Source organism: Streptomyces sp. NPDC028308 (assembly GCF_055565855.1).
On the sequence record NZ_JBVHTO010000008.1, the window covers coordinates 275538 to 290520 of the forward strand.

The 14983-nt window shown below is 70.7% G+C and carries 13 protein-coding genes; 5 read left to right on the forward strand and 8 right to left on the reverse strand.

What is annotated here, in order from left to right:
* Positions 1-418: 418 nt before the first annotated feature.
* From ACZ4VA_RS20155 to ACZ4VA_RS20170, 4 genes are all read right to left on the reverse strand, one after another.
* Complete coding sequence (locus tag ACZ4VA_RS20155) at positions 419-1918, reverse strand: GH1 family beta-glucosidase (protein ID WP_468082289.1); 1500 nt, start codon at positions 1916-1918, stop codon at positions 419-421.
* Positions 1919-1970: 52 nt separating this feature from the next.
* On the reverse strand, positions 1971-2912 hold the full coding sequence (locus ACZ4VA_RS20160; RefSeq protein ID WP_389391491.1) for a carbohydrate ABC transporter permease: 942 nt from the start codon (positions 2910-2912) through the stop codon (positions 1971-1973).
* Between the two features lie 13 nt (positions 2913-2925).
* The gene (locus ACZ4VA_RS20165; protein ID WP_356173976.1) at positions 2926-3921 is read right to left on the reverse strand and encodes a carbohydrate ABC transporter permease; all 996 of its coding nucleotides are present in this window, start codon (positions 3919-3921) and stop codon (positions 2926-2928) included.
* A 110-nt stretch (positions 3922-4031) separates the two neighbouring features.
* A complete protein-coding gene (locus tag ACZ4VA_RS20170; protein WP_355792896.1) occupies positions 4032-5345 on the reverse strand; it encodes an ABC transporter substrate-binding protein in 1314 nt (437 codons plus the stop codon).
* A gap of 284 nt (positions 5346-5629) precedes the next feature.
* On the opposite strand from ACZ4VA_RS20170, the gene ACZ4VA_RS20175 reads away from it, so the two are divergent.
* The gene (locus tag ACZ4VA_RS20175; protein ID WP_356173979.1) at positions 5630-6646 is read left to right on the forward strand and encodes a LacI family DNA-binding transcriptional regulator; all 1017 of its coding nucleotides are present in this window, start codon (positions 5630-5632) and stop codon (positions 6644-6646) included.
* A gap of 551 nt (positions 6647-7197) precedes the next feature.
* Here the strand turns inward: ACZ4VA_RS20175 and ACZ4VA_RS20180 are convergent.
* From ACZ4VA_RS20180 to ACZ4VA_RS20195, 4 genes are all read right to left on the reverse strand, one after another.
* Complete coding sequence (locus tag ACZ4VA_RS20180; RefSeq protein WP_355795511.1) at positions 7198-7689, reverse strand: RNA polymerase sigma factor; 492 nt, start codon at positions 7687-7689, stop codon at positions 7198-7200.
* Between the two features lie 103 nt (positions 7690-7792).
* Positions 7793-8473, reverse strand: coding sequence for a class F sortase (locus tag ACZ4VA_RS20185; RefSeq protein ID WP_468082290.1), 681 nt, complete (start codon positions 8471-8473; stop codon positions 7793-7795).
* Positions 8470-8829, reverse strand: coding sequence for a sortase-dependent protein (locus ACZ4VA_RS20190; protein WP_356173982.1), 360 nt, complete (start codon positions 8827-8829; stop codon positions 8470-8472). Before ACZ4VA_RS20190 ends, ACZ4VA_RS20185 begins: the two co-directional genes overlap by 4 nt.
* A gap of 270 nt (positions 8830-9099) precedes the next feature.
* Positions 9100-9669: a TetR/AcrR family transcriptional regulator gene (locus ACZ4VA_RS20195; RefSeq protein WP_356173985.1), complete on the reverse strand. Its 570-nt coding sequence runs from the start codon at positions 9667-9669 to the stop codon at positions 9100-9102.
* 74 nt (positions 9670-9743) lie between these two features.
* On the opposite strand from ACZ4VA_RS20195, the gene ACZ4VA_RS20200 reads away from it, so the two are divergent.
* From ACZ4VA_RS20200 to ACZ4VA_RS20215, 4 genes are all read left to right on the forward strand, one after another.
* On the forward strand, positions 9744-11021 hold the full coding sequence (locus tag ACZ4VA_RS20200) for an MFS transporter (RefSeq protein ID WP_356173988.1): 1278 nt from the start codon (positions 9744-9746) through the stop codon (positions 11019-11021).
* Between the two features lie 592 nt (positions 11022-11613).
* A complete protein-coding gene (locus tag ACZ4VA_RS20205) occupies positions 11614-12057 on the forward strand; it encodes a VOC family protein (protein WP_355783056.1) in 444 nt (147 codons plus the stop codon).
* A gap of 257 nt (positions 12058-12314) precedes the next feature.
* Entirely contained in the window at positions 12315-13775 is a 1461-nt protein-coding gene (locus ACZ4VA_RS20210; protein ID WP_468082291.1) for a dihydrolipoyl dehydrogenase family protein, read from the forward strand.
* A 429-nt stretch (positions 13776-14204) separates the two neighbouring features.
* Positions 14205-14942 (forward strand): SDR family oxidoreductase, encoded by a 738-nt coding sequence (locus tag ACZ4VA_RS20215; protein WP_468082355.1) that lies wholly within the window; start codon positions 14205-14207, stop codon positions 14940-14942.
* Positions 14943-14983 lie beyond the last annotated feature (41 nt).

A 14983-nucleotide genomic window follows, 5' to 3' on the forward strand; every position in this document is an offset into this window, starting at 1 on the left:
GGGTGGCAGACAGGTCGGGGTCGCTGGTCGTGGTGCCGCGCGACGGAGCGGTAGGTCTTTCCATGTGCGGCTGAGTAGCCCGCCGGACGGGACGGAAACGGAGGCGAGCGTGTGATTCGGCCTACCCGATCGTTCCCGGCGATCACACGGGCCCACGGCTCCCGCCGTCCGTAGGTCACTGGTCGGCGAGCGACGAGTGCTGGTCAGGCGGGGACCGAGGCACCACCGGGCGTGGCGCACCCCGAACCCCAGCCTCGGCTCCGGGCCCGGGCTCCCCGGTCCCCCGGGGCCCACTCCCGACACGGCAGCCCACACACGGCGGCGCCCGGCCCCGAGCGCTCCGTGGCGGGTACACCTGTACGCGTACCCGCCGCACGTCCGCACCCTCGGCCGGGCCCGGCCCCACGTCTCGCCGGGCTCAGTGGCTCTGAGGACCCTCGCCCGGCAGGCTGCCGGTGCGTGCCACGTCGGCGTACCACCGCGCGCTGGCCTTGGGGATGCGCTTGCCGGTCGGGTAGTCGACGTAGACGGCGCCGAAGCGCTTGCTGTAGCCGTAGCCCCACTCGAAGTTGTCCAGCAGGGACCACAGGAAGTAGCCGCGCACGTCGGCGCCGGCCGCGATCGCCCGCCGCACGGCCGAGAGGTGGCCGTGGAGATAGGCGATGCGCTCGGGGTCGGAGACCTCGCCCTCAGGGTTGACGTAGTCGTCGAAGGCGGCGCCGTTCTCGGTGATCATCAGCGGCATCGAGGGGAAGTCCGCCTTGAGCCGCATCAGCAGGTCGTACAGACCGCTGGGGTCCACCGCCCAGCCCATCGCGGTGGTGCTGCCGGCGGGCCGGTGGAAGGCGACCTGGTCGGCGCCCGGCCAGGGGCTGTGCTCGCTGGCCCCGTGGCCGTCGGAGCCGTGGCTGGCCTCGCCGGTGGCGGCGGACACGAGGGTGGGCGTGTAGTAGTTGACGCCCAGGAAGTCCAGCGGCTGGTGGATCGTGGCGGTGTCGCCGTCCCGCACGAAGGACCAGTCGGTCAGGCCGGCCGTGTCCTGGAGGAGGTCCTGCGGGTAGCGGCCCTCCAAGACGGGGCCGGTGAAGACGCGGTTGGCGAGCGCGTCGATCCTGCGGGCCGCGTCCAGGTCCTCGGCGGCCTCGGTCAGGGCACGGACGTGGTGGATGTTGAGGGTGATGGACGCCCGTGCGGAGGACGGCAGTTCGGCGCGTAGTGCCTGAACCGCCTTGCCGTGCGCGAGGTTGAGGTGGTGCGCCGCGCGCAGTGCGGCGACCGGGTCGGTGCGCCCGGGAGCGTGGACACCCGAGCCGTATCCGAGGAAGGCGCTGCACCAGGGCTCGTTGAGGGTGGTCCAGGTCTTCACCCGGTCGCCCAGCGCGTGGGCGGCCAGGGCCGCGTAGTCGGCGAACCGGTCGGTGGTGACGCGCTCGGGCCAGCCACCGGCGTCCTCCAGCTCCTGCGGCAGGTCCCAGTGGTAGAGCGTGACCACCGGTTCGATGCCGTTCTCCAGCAGCGCGTCGGTCAGGGCGCGGTAGAAGTCGAGCCCCTTCTGGACGGCCGGGCCGCGGCCGGTGGGCTGTACGCGCGGCCAGGACAGGGAGAACCGGTACGCGCTCACGCCGAGGTCGGCCATGATCGCGACGTCCTCGCGCCAGCGGTGGTAGTGGTCGGTGGCCACGTCACCCGTGTCGCCGTTGCGCACCCTGCCGGGTGTGTGCGAGTAGGTGTCCCAGATCGAAGGGGTGCGACCGTCGACGGCGGCGGCGCCCTCGATCTGGTACGCGGCGGTCGCCGTGCCCCAGGTGAATCCCTGCGGGAAGCGGACGGCGTCGGTGGTCTCCGGGGCGGGCGCGACACGTCGGGTAACGGTGGTCACGTGAGTCCTTCCAGATGTACTGCGGGGCGGGAGTGGCATACGGGGGTGGCGGGCGCCGGGGGGCCGTGGCAGCAGTGGGGCGGTGAGGCGCTCATCCCTTGACGGCTCCCTGCATGATTCCGCCGACGATCTGCCGGCCGAAGACGACGAACATCACGAGCAGGGGCAGGGTGCCGAGCAGGGCTCCCGCCATGATCAGTGACTGGTCGCGTACGTAGCCCGCGCTCAGCTGGGTGAGGGCCACGGGGACCGTCGGGTTGGTCATGTCGAGCACGATGAAGGGCCAGAAGAAGTCGTTCCAGGCGTGCACGAACGTGATCATGAAGAGCACGGCCATCGGGGGCCGGGCGATGGGGAGCACGATGCTCCAGAAGATGCGCAGGGAGTGCGCACCGTCGACGCGGCCGGCCTCGACGAGTTCGTCGGGCAGCGCCTCGGTCAGATACTGCCGCATGAAGAACACCCCGACGGCGCTGACGAGCGTGGGGAAGATGACGGCGGGCAGCTTCTGGCCCCAGCCCAGTTCCGTCATCATCATGAACAGCGGTACGACGCCGAGTTGGGGCGGCACCATCATCGTTCCGATGACGAGCATGAGCAGGATGTTGCGGCCCTTGAAGCGGAGTTTGGCGAACGCGAAGCCGGCGAGGGTCGCGAACAGCACCGTGGACAGGGCGATCACCCCGGCCACGATCATGCTGTTGAGCATGGCCTTGCCCAGCGCGGCGTCCTGCCATGCCTTGCCGAGGTTCTCCAGCAGGTGGGGTCCGGGCAGGAACGGCGGGGGTGTCTGGGTGACCCGCGTGTTGTCGGTCGAGGCCGCGACCATCGTCCAGTAGAGCGGGAAGAGCGAGAACAGGGCCGCGATTCCCAGGAGGATGTAGGCGACGGGGCCCGCGTGATGCTGACGTCCGGCGCCCGGGTGCCGGAAGAGGCGCCGACCCTGTCCGCCGGACGCGCTGCTCTTGCGTGTTTTCGGTGCGGCCCCCGGGTGCGCCTCCGCCGCCCGGACCGGGATGCTGTCTGTGGTCATGGAGATCTCCCGGTCAGGCCCTGCGCGCGAGGACGCGCCTGACGAGTCGTTGGACGACGAACAGGGCGATGAGCAGCAGGAACATCGCCCAGGCGACCGTGGCGGCCCGGCCCATCTGGTAGTTCTTCCAGCCCTCCTCGTACAGCAGCAGTCCAAGGGTCTGGTACTGGTTGTCCGCTCCGCCGGTGATGCCGTTCGGGCCCTGGCCGAAGATCAGGGGCTCGCCGAAGAGCTGGGTGGCGCCGATCGTGGACAGGACGATGGTGAACACGATGGTGGAGCGGATGCCGGGGACGGTGACCTTCAGGAACTGCTGCCACCGCGAGGCGCCGTCGATGGCGGCGGCTTCGTAGCGGTCGCGCGGGATCGCCTGCATCGCGGCGAGGTAGAGGAGGGCGTTGTAGCCGGTCCAGCGCCAGATGACGATCGTGGAGATCGCCGTCTGCGCGGCCCACTTGTTGTTCTCCCAGTCGATGTTGTCGACGCCGACCAGGCTCAGCACCCAGTTGATCATGCCGAAGTCGCGTTCGTAGAGCATCGTGAACACGAGGGCGGCGGCGCCCACCGATGTGGCGTACGGCGTCAGGGCGGCGACACGGAAGAAAGTGGAGCCGCGGAGGCGGTAGTTGAGCAGGTGCGCGAGGCCGAGCGCCATCATCAGCTGCGGCACGGTCGACAGGACACCGATGGTGAAGGTGTTGAGCAGCGCGTTCCAGAAGCGGTCGTCCTCCCACAGGGCCGTGTAGTTGTCGAAGCCGACCCATTCCATGAGGTTCAGGGTGGACAGCTCGACGCGGTGCAGGGAGATCCACGAGGTGTAGACGAGCGGGTAGAAGCTGAAGGCGGCGAAGACGACGAAGAACGGTGCGACGAAGGCGTACGGAGCTCCGCGGACGTCGAGGCGGTGCAGCAGCGTCCGCCGCCGCTGGCGTTCCCCGCCGGTGCCGGTCCCGGCCGGCGGGACTGTGCCGGGGGCACCGTCTGAGGGTGTGGAGGTGGAGATGGCCACCGGAAGGCGTCCTTCCTGGAGGGTGAGAGGGGCGGGCAGGGGCCCGGCGGCCCAGGCAGGCCGTGCGTGGGGCGCCGGGCGGCTCCGCGGGCGGGCAGCGGTGCCCTCGGTCAGCCGGCGGCCTTCTCGATGCGCTCGTCAGTGGTCTTCCACGCCTCGTTCGGGCTCTTGTTCTGCGCCTCGATCAAGGTCAGGCCCTGGGAGAAGATGTCCTTGATGGTGCCGTCCTTGCGGCCGAGCACCTGCTCGTCGGGGATCTCCTTGGCCGCTGCGCCGAAGATCTTCCCGATGGGCGCGCCGCTGAAGTAGTCCGACTTGGCGTCGACCACTTCGGGCATCCCGAGCGCGGTCTGTGACGAGGGGAAGTTGCCGATCTTCTCGAAGAGGTAGGCCTGCTGCTCGGGAGCGGTGAGCCAGGCGACGAGTTCCTGGGCCTCCTTCTTGACGGGGCTCTTCTCCATCACGCCGAGGAAGGAGCCGCCCCAGTTGGCGCCCTGGGGTGCCTTGGCGACGTCCCACTTGCCCTTGTTCTTCGGTCCGGCCTTCTCGCTGATGTGCGCGAGCATCCAGGCGGGGCAGACCGTGGTGGCGAAGGTGCTGTTGGCCAGGCCGGGGTCCCAACCGGGCTGGAACTGGCGCAGTTTGGCCGTGAGATCGGACGTGGCCGCCTCGGAGGCCAGCTTCCAGGCGTCCTTCACGACAGGGTTGGACGCGTAGATCAGCTCGCCCTTCTTGTCGTAGAACTGCTCGGAGTGGCCGTAGATCATGGCGTTGAACAGGCCGCTGGAGCTGTCCATGAAGGCGACCTTGCCGTCCTTGGACTTCTGCTTGAACTTCTTGCCCGCGGCGACGTACTTGGACCAGTCGCCCTCCCACAGCTTGGCGACCTCGTCACGGTCGGTGGGCAGGCCCGCCTGCTCGAACAGGTCCTTGCGGTAGCAGACGGCCATCGGACCGATGTCGGTGCCGAGGCCGATGACCTTCTTGTCCGCGGTGGTGACCTGGCTCTGCTTCCACGGGAGGAAGTGGTCGGTGCCGGACACCCCGGACAGGTCGACGAACTTGTCCTTCTGCGTGTCCGACAGCTCCTTGGCCCGGCCGATCTCTATGCCCTGGATGTCCTTCAGCCCGCTGCCGGCGGCCAGGTGGGTCTGCAGGGCGGTGTAGTAGGTCTGCTCGTCACCGGCGACATCGGCCTTGATGGTGACGTCGGGGTGTTCCTTCATGTACTTGTCGAGGAGGCCGGTCTCCTTGAAGCCCATGACGCCGAAGAGCCCCATGGTGATGGTGACCTTGCCGTCCTTCTTTCCTCCGCCGGTCCCCCCGTTGTCACTGCTCCCGCAGCCCACGACCAGACCGAGAGCCGACACGACCGACACGGCGGCCACGACTCGTGTACGCAACTTCCTTCGGGCCTTGCCCATTTCGTCCTCCTAGCGGCGGCGCTGACGCACCGGAGATCGAGCACCACGGTCCGCTCCGTAGGCCCGATTTGTCCGGGTGGGTACGTTCCCAAACGGCGATGGGAACGTACCCACCCGGAGGCCCGAAGCGTGGCCGCCGCAAAAGGCTCCTGTCAAGAAGTTGAATCCAGTTCGTTGCGGAAAGATGTCGCGCCGGCGTCCTCGGCCCCTCCGGGAGCTCTTCCGGGGTCTGGCACAATGCGCAGGTGAAAGCCGTCGGGGCAGCGCGTGAGCGAGGAGGCGCCGTGGGGGGCAGGCAACGCCCGACCATCAAGACCGTGGCCGCGCGCGCCGGCGTCGGACGCACCACGGTTTCACGAGTCATCAACGGCTCGGAGCTCGTCAGCGAGAAGGCCAGGGCCGCGGTGCTCGCGGCCATCGAGGAGCTGAACTACGTACCGAACTCGGTCGCCCGGGGCCTCGTGACGAGCAGGACGAACTCGGTGGCCCTGGTGATCCCCGAGTCGGAGAGCAGACTGGGCTCCGAGCCGTACTTCTCGGCGGTCATCCGCGGGGTCAGCACCGCCCTGGCGGAGACCCGGACGCAGCTCCAACTGGTGCTCGTACGCGACCAGGCCGAGCGGGACCAGCTCACCGAGTCGGTGGCGGAACGGCGTGTCGACGGTGTGCTGCTGGTCTCCGTGCACGAGCACGATCCGCTGCCCGGGCTGCTGGAGGACATGGGCCTGCCCACGGTGCTGGCCGGACGCCGCTCCCCCGCCGAGTCCCTCAGCCACGTGCACTCCGACAACGCGGGCGGGGCCGCCGCGGCCGTCGAGCACCTGCTCGCCCGAGGGCGGCGCACGATCGCCACGATCAGCGGCCCGCTCGACATGGACGTGGCACGCAGCCGGCTCCAGGGATGGCGTGACGCCCTGGAGAAGGCGGGGCACGAGATCCCGGAGCGGCTGGTGGCCTCGGCCGACTTCACCGAGGAGGGCGGCGAGGCCGCCATGCGTTCACTCCTTGAACAAGTCCCCGCTCTCGACGCCGTGTTCGTCGCGTCCGACGTCATGGCGGCGGGAGCCCTCGCCGAGTTGCGCAGGCAGGGGCGGCGCGTTCCGGACGAGGTGGCGGTGGTCGGGTTCGACGACTCCATCATCGCCCGCCACAGCAATCCGCCCCTGACGAGCGTGCGTCAGCCCGTCGAGGAGATCGGCGTCACGATCGCCCGCATCCTGCTGGAGGAGATCGGCGACCCCGAGGAGCCGCGTCGGCACGTCGTCCTCCCCACCGAACTCGTGGTGCGCGAGTCCTCGTGAGTGTGCCGGGCACCCGTCCGTCCCGGGGCCCGGCACAAGGGAGTTGAGGCCGCGGGCACCCGACTGGCACTCGTCCGCCGCGGCCCGGTGAGGCTCAACGCGGGCCGCGCTCCGTGGGTGCGGTCCCGGTCCGAGCCGTCTCCCGCGACGGCTCGGCGAGAGAGGGTGTGGGTGTCGCGGACGGTTCCCGGGTGGGCACCGGGGGACGGCGGGGATCGCTCTCCCTGGGGGCGGGCCGGGACGGCTCCGGCGAAGTCTGCCGGGAGGGGGCCGTCGTAGGGACCGTCGCGGGGCTGCTTGCGGGAGGCGGGGCGAGAGGGACGGTCGGGGAGGCCGGCGCCTCGGACGCGGACATGGTGAGCGGGAGCGCGACGACGGCAGCGACGGCGCACGACAGCCCGACTCCGATCGCGGTCCGGACCGTCCTGCGCCGGGACGCGCCGCGGCGGATCGCCTCGTACCGGCCGGGCGGTGGGCTCAGGTAGTCGGGCCCTGGCCGCAGGACGGCGGCGAGGGGGTCGTCGAGTCCGAAGTCCGGGTCCGGACCTTCGTCATGGTGTGCGATCAAGGTTCCTCCCCAGGTGGGCGCGGAGCAGTTCTCGGGCCGTGTGGAGGTCGGCCTTGACGGTTCCTTCCTTGCGTCCTGTCAGGACGGACACCTCCCGGATGGGCATGTCCGCGTAGTAGTGCAGCAGGATCGGGACGCGCAGGCGCTCCGGCAGTGACTGCACGAGCAGGCGCACCGAGGGATCGGTCTGCTCGTCGTGCGGACGGACGGCCGCCTCGGAGGTGACGCGCCGCACGGCTCTGCGCTCGCGTTCCGTCCTGCGCCAGTGGTCGCGCACGAGGTTGGCCGCCGTCACGTAGAGGAAGCCTCGGGGCTCCTCCACGGCCGTCCAGCGTGCCCAGAGCCGGGTGAAGGCCTCCGAGGCGATCTCGTGGGCGGTCTCGTCGTCGTCGACCAGTCGGCGGCACCAGCCGGCGAGACGTGGGTAGAGGGCAGCGAACAGTTCGGACGCTGCCGTGTCGCGGGACCGTTTCAACGCTCTCCATGGTCGTGGCCGCACGGGGTCGTGGGCTCGGGACTGGTGGGGCGGTTCCCGGGCGGCCGGCGCAGGTCCGTCCGCCCGGGATCCGGTGGGAGGGTCAGGGCGTCACCGACTTCAGCCGGGCGAAGACGATCACGTTGTCGCGGTAGCCCTCGTCGGTGCGGGGGCCGCCGCAGGTGATGAGCCGGAGCTCGGGGCGGTTCACGTCCCCGTAGACGGCCTTCGCGGGGAAGCGGTTCTTGGCGACCGTCCGGACGGAAGTCACGGAGAAGGCCGCCGCCGTTCCGTCTCCCAGACTCGCGGTGACCGTGTCGCCGGGGCGCAGCCGGTCCAGGCGGCGGAACACCCCGTCCCCGTAGGCGCCGACGGTGACATGGCCGAGGATCACGGACGGCCCGACCTGTCCCGGCGCGGGCGAGTGCTCGTACCAGCCCGCTCGGTCGTGTGCCGTCACGGGTGGTACCTGCACGCTGCCGTCCTCTGCCAACCCGAGCCGTATCAGCGGGGTGTCGACCGAGATGGCGGGGATCCGCAACCTCACGGGGGCCGAACTCCCTTGCCGTTGCGGTGCCTTCGCCTTCGTGCCGGACTCCGAGGGCTCACGCCCGCTGCCCGATGGGGTTGTTGCGGACCGAGTGTCGCCGGTGCCACCACCGCAGCCGGACAGCAGCGTGCCCAGTACGGCGGCGGTGACGAGCCGTCTGGAAGGCGCGTGGGCGGCCGGTGCGCTCCGGGCGGGAACGGCAGGGGTGACCGCGCGCCGGGCAGGTGACGTCATGCCCCGGCGGTCCGTCGGCGGCGGACCACGAAGGCCACTCCGCCGCCCAGGACGACCGCCGCCGCGGCGCCGCCTCCGATGGCCGCTCCCCCGTCCGTGCCCTGTCCGGTCGTGGGTGCCACACCGGTGTCGGGCGCTCCGTTCGGAACGCGGCTGACCTGGCCCGTGGCGGGCGCCCGAGTCGGCGCTTCGCTCGGGGCGGCGGTGCTGGGGGTGGGCGTCGGGGCGGCGGTCGGGCGCTCCGAGGGGGCGGTGGGGGCCGGCCTCGGCGTCGTCTCGTCGGCGAACGCCGGTATCGCGCCCGCCAGTACGGCGGTGCACGCGAGTGTCATGGCCCCGGAAACGGTACGGCGCATGGGTCGCTCTCCTCTTTCGTCCGTCCGCCGCGGATCCGGCGGACCGGGTGACAGGTCGAGCGAAGAGACGACACAGCGACGGACCAGGTTGTAAAGATCAGGCAAAGCCCGCGACTTGGCGGCGGCCCCTCGTCGTTCCGCGGGGCGACACGGCGAGCATTCGTGCGGGCACCGGCGTACGCCGCGCGGCCGCCGCACTGCCTGCCACCCCGAGCCGCGGCACGTGGCCGCCGCGCCTCGGGCTTCCTGCGCCGGGGAGGTCCGGCTCGCTCAGGTCAGCGCCCGGGAAGCCGCCAGGAACGTCGTGACGAGGCCGCGAGCCCAGTCACCGGAAGCGGGCTCCGCGCTGAAGATCGCGCGGTAGTACAGCGGGCCGAGGAGGAAGTCGACGGCGCTCTCCACCGTGGGCGCCTCACCGCCTCGGGAGTGCTCGCGCTCGATGATGGCCCTCAGTTGCTCGTGCCGGTCGGCCGTGCAGGCGCATCCGCCTTCGGGCCCCGAGCCGATCGCGGCGCGCATGAGGGCGAGGGTGTCCGGATCGGCGAGGTCGGTGGCGACGTCCGCCATCCACCGCTCCAGGTCGCCGGCCAGCGAACCCGAGTCGGGCACGACGACGTCACCGCTGAAGCGGCTGGTGGCCACGTCGCTGAGCAGTTGGGCGGCCGATCCCCAGCGCCGGTAGACGGTCGTGGGGTGCACGCCCGCGCGGGCGGCGACGGCGGGGATCGTCAGTGCCTCGGCGGGCCCGTCCGCCAGAAGATCCGCGACGGCGCGGTGCACGGCCGCCCGCACCTTGGCGGAGCGGCCACCGGGACGTACCTGAGCTGAAGCGTCAACCATGACGGAATTATCGCACTGATCGTTGCGTTAGTGCTAGCGTCTTAACGCATCGATCACTGCGTTTGGAGAGAATCGTGCCCGCCTCCGCCCTGCCCCATCAGCACACATCCCCACCGGTCACCACGTCGCCGGAAGGACGCCGCCGCCGCGAGCTGGGGCGGCCGATGGCGTTCGTCGCCCTGGCCGTCGTGTTCGTGCTCTTCATGGCCGCGTCCAGCGCCCCCTCCCCGCTCTACGTCGTCTACCAGCAGGAATGGAGCTTCTCGGCCACCGTTCTCACCACGGTCTTCGCGGTCTACGTCCTCGGGATGATCGCCGCGCTACTGGTGCTCGGCGCCCTGTCCGACCACCTCGGCCGACGACCGGTCCTGCTGTCGGCGCTGGCCCTCGAAGCCGTGGCGATGGCCCTGTTCCTCACCGCGGACGACATCGCGCTGCTGCTGGTCGCGCGGCTGGTCCAGGGCATAGCCACCGGCGCCGCCATGACCGCGCTCGGCGCGGCCCTGGTCGACCTCAATCCGGCACACGCGCCGCACCGTGCCGGTGTCGTCTCGGGCGCGGCCCCCACCTTCGGGCTCGGACTGGGTTCGCTGGGTTCCGGTTTCCTCGTGGAGTACGGACCGCACCCCACCCGCCTGGTGTACGTGCTGCTGCTGGCCGCCGTGCTCGTGGCCGGCGCCGTCCTCCTGGCGCTGCCGGAGACATCGGTGAAGCGGCCGGGCGCCGCCCGCTCGCTCCTGCCGCGCCTGCGCGTCGCTCCGCACCTGAGGGGCGACCTGCTGGGGCTGGTGCCGATCCTCGTCGCCAGCTGGGCGCTCGGCGGTCTCTACCTCTCGCTCGGCCCCTCCGTCGCGGTCGGCCTGTTCGGCCTCTCCAGCCATGTGGTCGGCGGTCTGGTGGTCACCCTGCTCACGGTGCCGGCCTCCCTCACCGCGTTCGCCCTGCGCGGCTGGCCCACCTCGCGCACCCTGACGCTCGGCGCGAGCCTCCTGCTGGTCGGTACGGCCGTCGCCCTCACCGGGGTCGAGGAGAACTCCCTGGTCACCGCGGCGCTCGGCACCGTCATCGCCGGAGTCGGTTTCGGCGGCTCGGCCCTCGCCAGCTTCGGCACCCTGGCCCGGATCGCCGCCCCGTCCGAACGCGGCGAACTGCTCTCCGTCGCCTTCGTGATCTCCTACCTGTCCTTCAGCGTGCCCGCCGTGATCGCCGGAATCGCCGCCACCCACACGGGACTGCACGAGACGTCGGTCGTCTACGCGGCCACGGTTGCGGTCCTGGCCGCCCTCGCCCTGCTCGCCCAGTGGCTGCGCTCCGCTCGCACCCCCGAGCGGGCGGCCGGCTCGCAAGCGTGAGGAGCCCGTCCGGGGCGGTGACGGCCACCCCGGACGACGGGCCAGGTCATCTCCGCACAGTCCCTCCCGTGCCGGGCACCCCGGGACAGGAGGGACTTCGCGGACATGGCCTTGCGCAGTGACCTGAAGGCGGTGCGGATCTCCCGGGACAGCAGCTCCGGCTGTTCCCAGGCGGCGAAGTGGCCGCCCTTGTCGACCTCGTTCCAGGGGATCAGGTTGCCGAGTGGGGTGCCTGACGGCATCTCAAGCCGGCGATCATGACAGTCGATACGTCACCGGTCAAGCAAGTGACAAAGTCCGTCGACCTACATCCGGTCGAGGCGCGCAGCACGCGTTCGACCCACCCCCCCAGCAGGCGGTCGCCGTCGGATGCATAGCAGCAACTTCTGGCCGCCTGGATCTATACAACTCTTGACCCAAGCCGTCGGACGCAGGGCCGACCCGCCCGCTTCCACGCCAGAGAGACAGTCCGACCGGGGAGCACATTCCTCCGTCACCAGCTTGACCAGTGACGCCGACGTTGGAATGATGTCACCCGTTGAACCGGTGACACGCTCGGGGCGTGTCCTCTGTCGTGAAAGCGAAGGCAACAATGGAATTCAAGCTCGAGGTCATGGTGCTGCCCGTCTCGGACGTCGACGCGGCCAAGGCCTTCTACGAGAAGGCCGGGTTCCGGCTGGACGTCGATTACGTCGCCGATGACTCCTACCGGGTGGTCCACCTGACCCCGCCGGGATCGCAGTGCTCGATCCTCTTCGGCACCGGTGTCACGACCGCCGCACCGGGTTCCGTGCAGGGCCTGCACCTCGTCGTCTCCGACATCGAGGCCGCTCACGCGGAGCTCGTTGAGCGGGGTGTCGAGGTGGGCGAGATCTTTCATGACGCGGGCGGCGTGTTCCACCGCGGCACGGAGGAAGGCAGGGTCGGCGGACCGCAGCCGCGGCGCGCCAGCTACGGCTCCTTCGCGGCGTTCAGCGACCCTGACGGCAACGGATGGGTTCTGCAGGAGGTCACGACCCGGCTCCCCGGCCGGTGACCACCCGTCCGTAGGACAGCTGGGAACGCCGCTCGGGGCCAGGCGCCCGTCGGCCCGACCCGAACCTCGCTCGGGATGCCCCCACCTACTGGCGTCCGCGCCCGGCGCCGCCGGTTGGGTTCCGCCAGGCGCTGTCCGACCCTCTGGAGGAATATGGCAGGAGAACTGCGCCGACCCCGGGCGAGTGCGGGTCGCGCGGTGTTCTCCACATTGAGCGCCACGCCGGGCTGCGATTCGGATGAGGGACTGGAGCAAGCATGGATAGCACTTCTCGCGCCTACGACGTGGTCGTTCTGGGCGCCGGCCCGGCCGGCGAGAACCTGGCCGAGCGCACCAGGGCGGCCGGACTCTCCACGGTGATCGTGGAGAACGAGCTGCTCGGAGGCGAGTGCTCGTTCTGGGCGTGTGAACCGAGCAAGGCGCTGCTGCGCCCCGTGGTGGCGCGCGCCGATGCCCGTCGAGTCCCGGGGCTGAGGGCAGCGGTGGAGGGCCCGCTGGACGTGCCCGCGGTGTTCGCCTACCGCGACAAGATGTCCGCCTACTGGCATGACGAGGACCAGGTGGGCTGGCTGAACTCGGTGTCCGTGGACCTGGTGCGCGGCTACGGGCGGCTGGACGGTCCGAAGCAGGTCGTCGTGGAGACGCCGGACGGCGACACCGTGCGCCTGACGGCACGGCAAGCCGTCGGCGTGTGCACGGGGACGATCACCGCGTTCCCCGATCTGCCCGGGCTCGCGCAGGCCCGCCCCTGGACGAATCGTGATGCCACCGCCGCCCGGCACGTCCCGGATCGCCTCGCCGTCGTGGGCGGTGGTGTGGTGGCCGTCGAGATGGCCACGGCGTTCCAGGCACTCGGTTCGCGGGTGACCATGCTGGTGCGGGGCAGTAAGGGGCTGCTGAACCGCATGGAGCCCTTCGCCGGAGAGATGGTCGCGGAATCCCTGCGAGCCGCGGGCGTCGATCTCCGTTTCGACACCTCGGTGACCGGGGTCGTCCGTGAGAACGGCGACGACAGCCCCGTGCGGGTGACCCTGTCCGGCGGCGAGACGTTGGAGGCCGACGAGATCCTGTTCGCGACCGGCCGCGCGCCGCACACCGCGGACATCGGCCTGGAGACCGTCGGACTGACGCCGGGCGATTGGTTGGCCGTGGACGACTCCTACCGCGTGACAGACGTCGCCGACGGATGGCTCTACGCGGTCGGCGACGTCAACCACCGCGCCCTGATGACCCACCAGGGCAAGTACCAGGCGCGCATCGCCGGTGCGGTGATCGGGGCGCGCGCCAAGGGCGAACCGCTGGACGACGGCAGGTGGGGAGCGCACGCCTCCACGGCCGACAGCGCCGCCGTGCCCCAAGTGGTGTTCTCCGAGCCGGAGGTGACCAGCGTCGGCCTGACGACGCAGGAAGCCGAGCGCACCGGGCGCCGTGTCGACGTCGTGGACTACGAGATCGGCAGGGTCGCCGGCGCCTTGCAGTACGCCGAGGGCTACCGCGGCAGGGCTCGCGTGCTCATCGACCCCGATCCCCAGACCGTCGTCGGAGTGACGTTCGTCGGCCCCGGGACGCAGGAGCTCCTGTACTCGGCGACCGTCGCGATCACCAGCGAGGTACGTGTGGACCGGCTGTGGCACGCCGTACCGGCGTTCCCCACGATCAGCGAGGTCTGGCTGCGCGTTCTGGAGAGCTACCGAGACGGCCGCGTCGGCAAGTCATGACACCGTCCGTTCGAGCACGGTGTCACCGGCCCCCGCCTGCGAGGGTCCGGTGCCGCTCCAGTGGTGGGCGACATCCGGGAGAGGTACGTTGGTGAGCGCCGTGACGGGCGCGCTGCGTGTCGGCACCGCGGGCAGTCGCATACGAGAACTCGGCGTGAGAACGATGGCGGCGGGTCCGGCGTGGAGCGTACGCGGACCTCGCGCCTTCGAAGTCCCAGGTGTGTACCGGACCAAGCAGCCTCGACCTGGGCGCGCGTGACGGGACTTCGGTTGCGCGGCGGCTGCCCCGTCCGGCTCGGGGCGATTCCGTGCGGCGCCTGGCCCGGCGCGGGCGTGACGAACACCTCGCCGTGGACGGTCAGTTGACCCGGAGTGTGAGATGTCCACCACTCACCCTCCACCGGCCCCCTCGATCACCGGAGGCACATGATGGGCGAGCAGAACCAGGGTCGTGACTTGGCCGATCAGACCGTCGTGGTGATCGGAGCGAGTTCCGGTATCGGGTTGGCGACCGCGCGTCGCGTACGTGACGAGGGCGGCCAGGTGGTGATGGTCGGTCGCGATCCGCAACGCCTGGAACGAGCGGCCGCCGACATCCAGCCGTTGAGCACCGCGACCTTCGACGCCACGGACACCCACCAGGTGGAGCGGTTCTTCCAGGACCTCCCCCACCCCGTCGACCACGTCCTGTCGACGGCAGGCGGCCCGTCCTACGCGCCCCTGGCCGACCTGGACCTGCCGGAGACCAGCCGCCACTTCGGTGACCGGCTCGCCATGACCCTCGCCATCGGCAAATACAGTCAGGGCAGGGTCCGAGCCGGAGGCACGCTGCTGTTCATCGGGGGAACCGGTGGACGGCGCCCGGGCAGGGGCCTGTCCGTCATCTCCGCGCTCACGGCGGCGCTGCCCGCACTCACTGCCAACCTGGCACTCGAACTGGCGCCGATCCGCGTGAACCTCATCGCCGCCGGATTCGTCGACACGGCGTTGTCGGCCTCGCTCCTCGGCGACCAACTCGAAGCACGACGCGAGGAACTGCGCTCGACCCTGCCCATCCGGCGGGTCGTCGGCCCGGAGGACGTCGCGGCGCTGGCCGTTCACATCATGCTCAACGAGGCCCTGACCGGGGCCACCTACGACATCGACGGCGGACAGCAGTTGCTCTAGGGCCGCCGCACCTTCGCGTCGCTGTTCTCTGTCGCGCTCGA

Excerpts from the sequence above, each read along its gene's own strand:
- ACZ4VA_RS20155 (WP_468082289.1), bottom strand. The coding sequence starts at position 1,918 with ATGCCACTCCCGCCCCGCAGTACATCTGGAAGGACTCACGTGACCACC.
- ACZ4VA_RS20160 (WP_389391491.1), bottom strand. The coding sequence starts at position 2,912 with ATGACCACAGACAGCATCCCGGTCCGGGCGGCGGAGGCGCACCCGGGG.
- ACZ4VA_RS20170 (WP_355792896.1), bottom strand. The coding sequence starts at position 5,345 with ATGGGCAAGGCCCGAAGGAAGTTGCGTACACGAGTCGTGGCCGCCGTG.
- ACZ4VA_RS20185 (WP_468082290.1), bottom strand. The coding sequence starts at position 8,473 with ATGACGTCACCTGCCCGGCGCGCGGTCACCCCTGCCGTTCCCGCCCGG.
- ACZ4VA_RS20190 (WP_356173982.1), bottom strand. The coding sequence starts at position 8,829 with ATGCGCCGTACCGTTTCCGGGGCCATGACACTCGCGTGCACCGCCGTA.
- ACZ4VA_RS20195 (WP_356173985.1), bottom strand. The coding sequence starts at position 9,669 with ATGGTTGACGCTTCAGCTCAGGTACGTCCCGGTGGCCGCTCCGCCAAG.
- ACZ4VA_RS20205 (WP_355783056.1), top strand. The coding sequence starts at position 11,614 with ATGGAATTCAAGCTCGAGGTCATGGTGCTGCCCGTCTCGGACGTCGAC.
- ACZ4VA_RS20210 (WP_468082291.1), top strand. The coding sequence starts at position 12,315 with ATGGATAGCACTTCTCGCGCCTACGACGTGGTCGTTCTGGGCGCCGGC.
- ACZ4VA_RS20215 (WP_468082355.1), top strand. The coding sequence starts at position 14,205 with ATGGGCGAGCAGAACCAGGGTCGTGACTTGGCCGATCAGACCGTCGTG.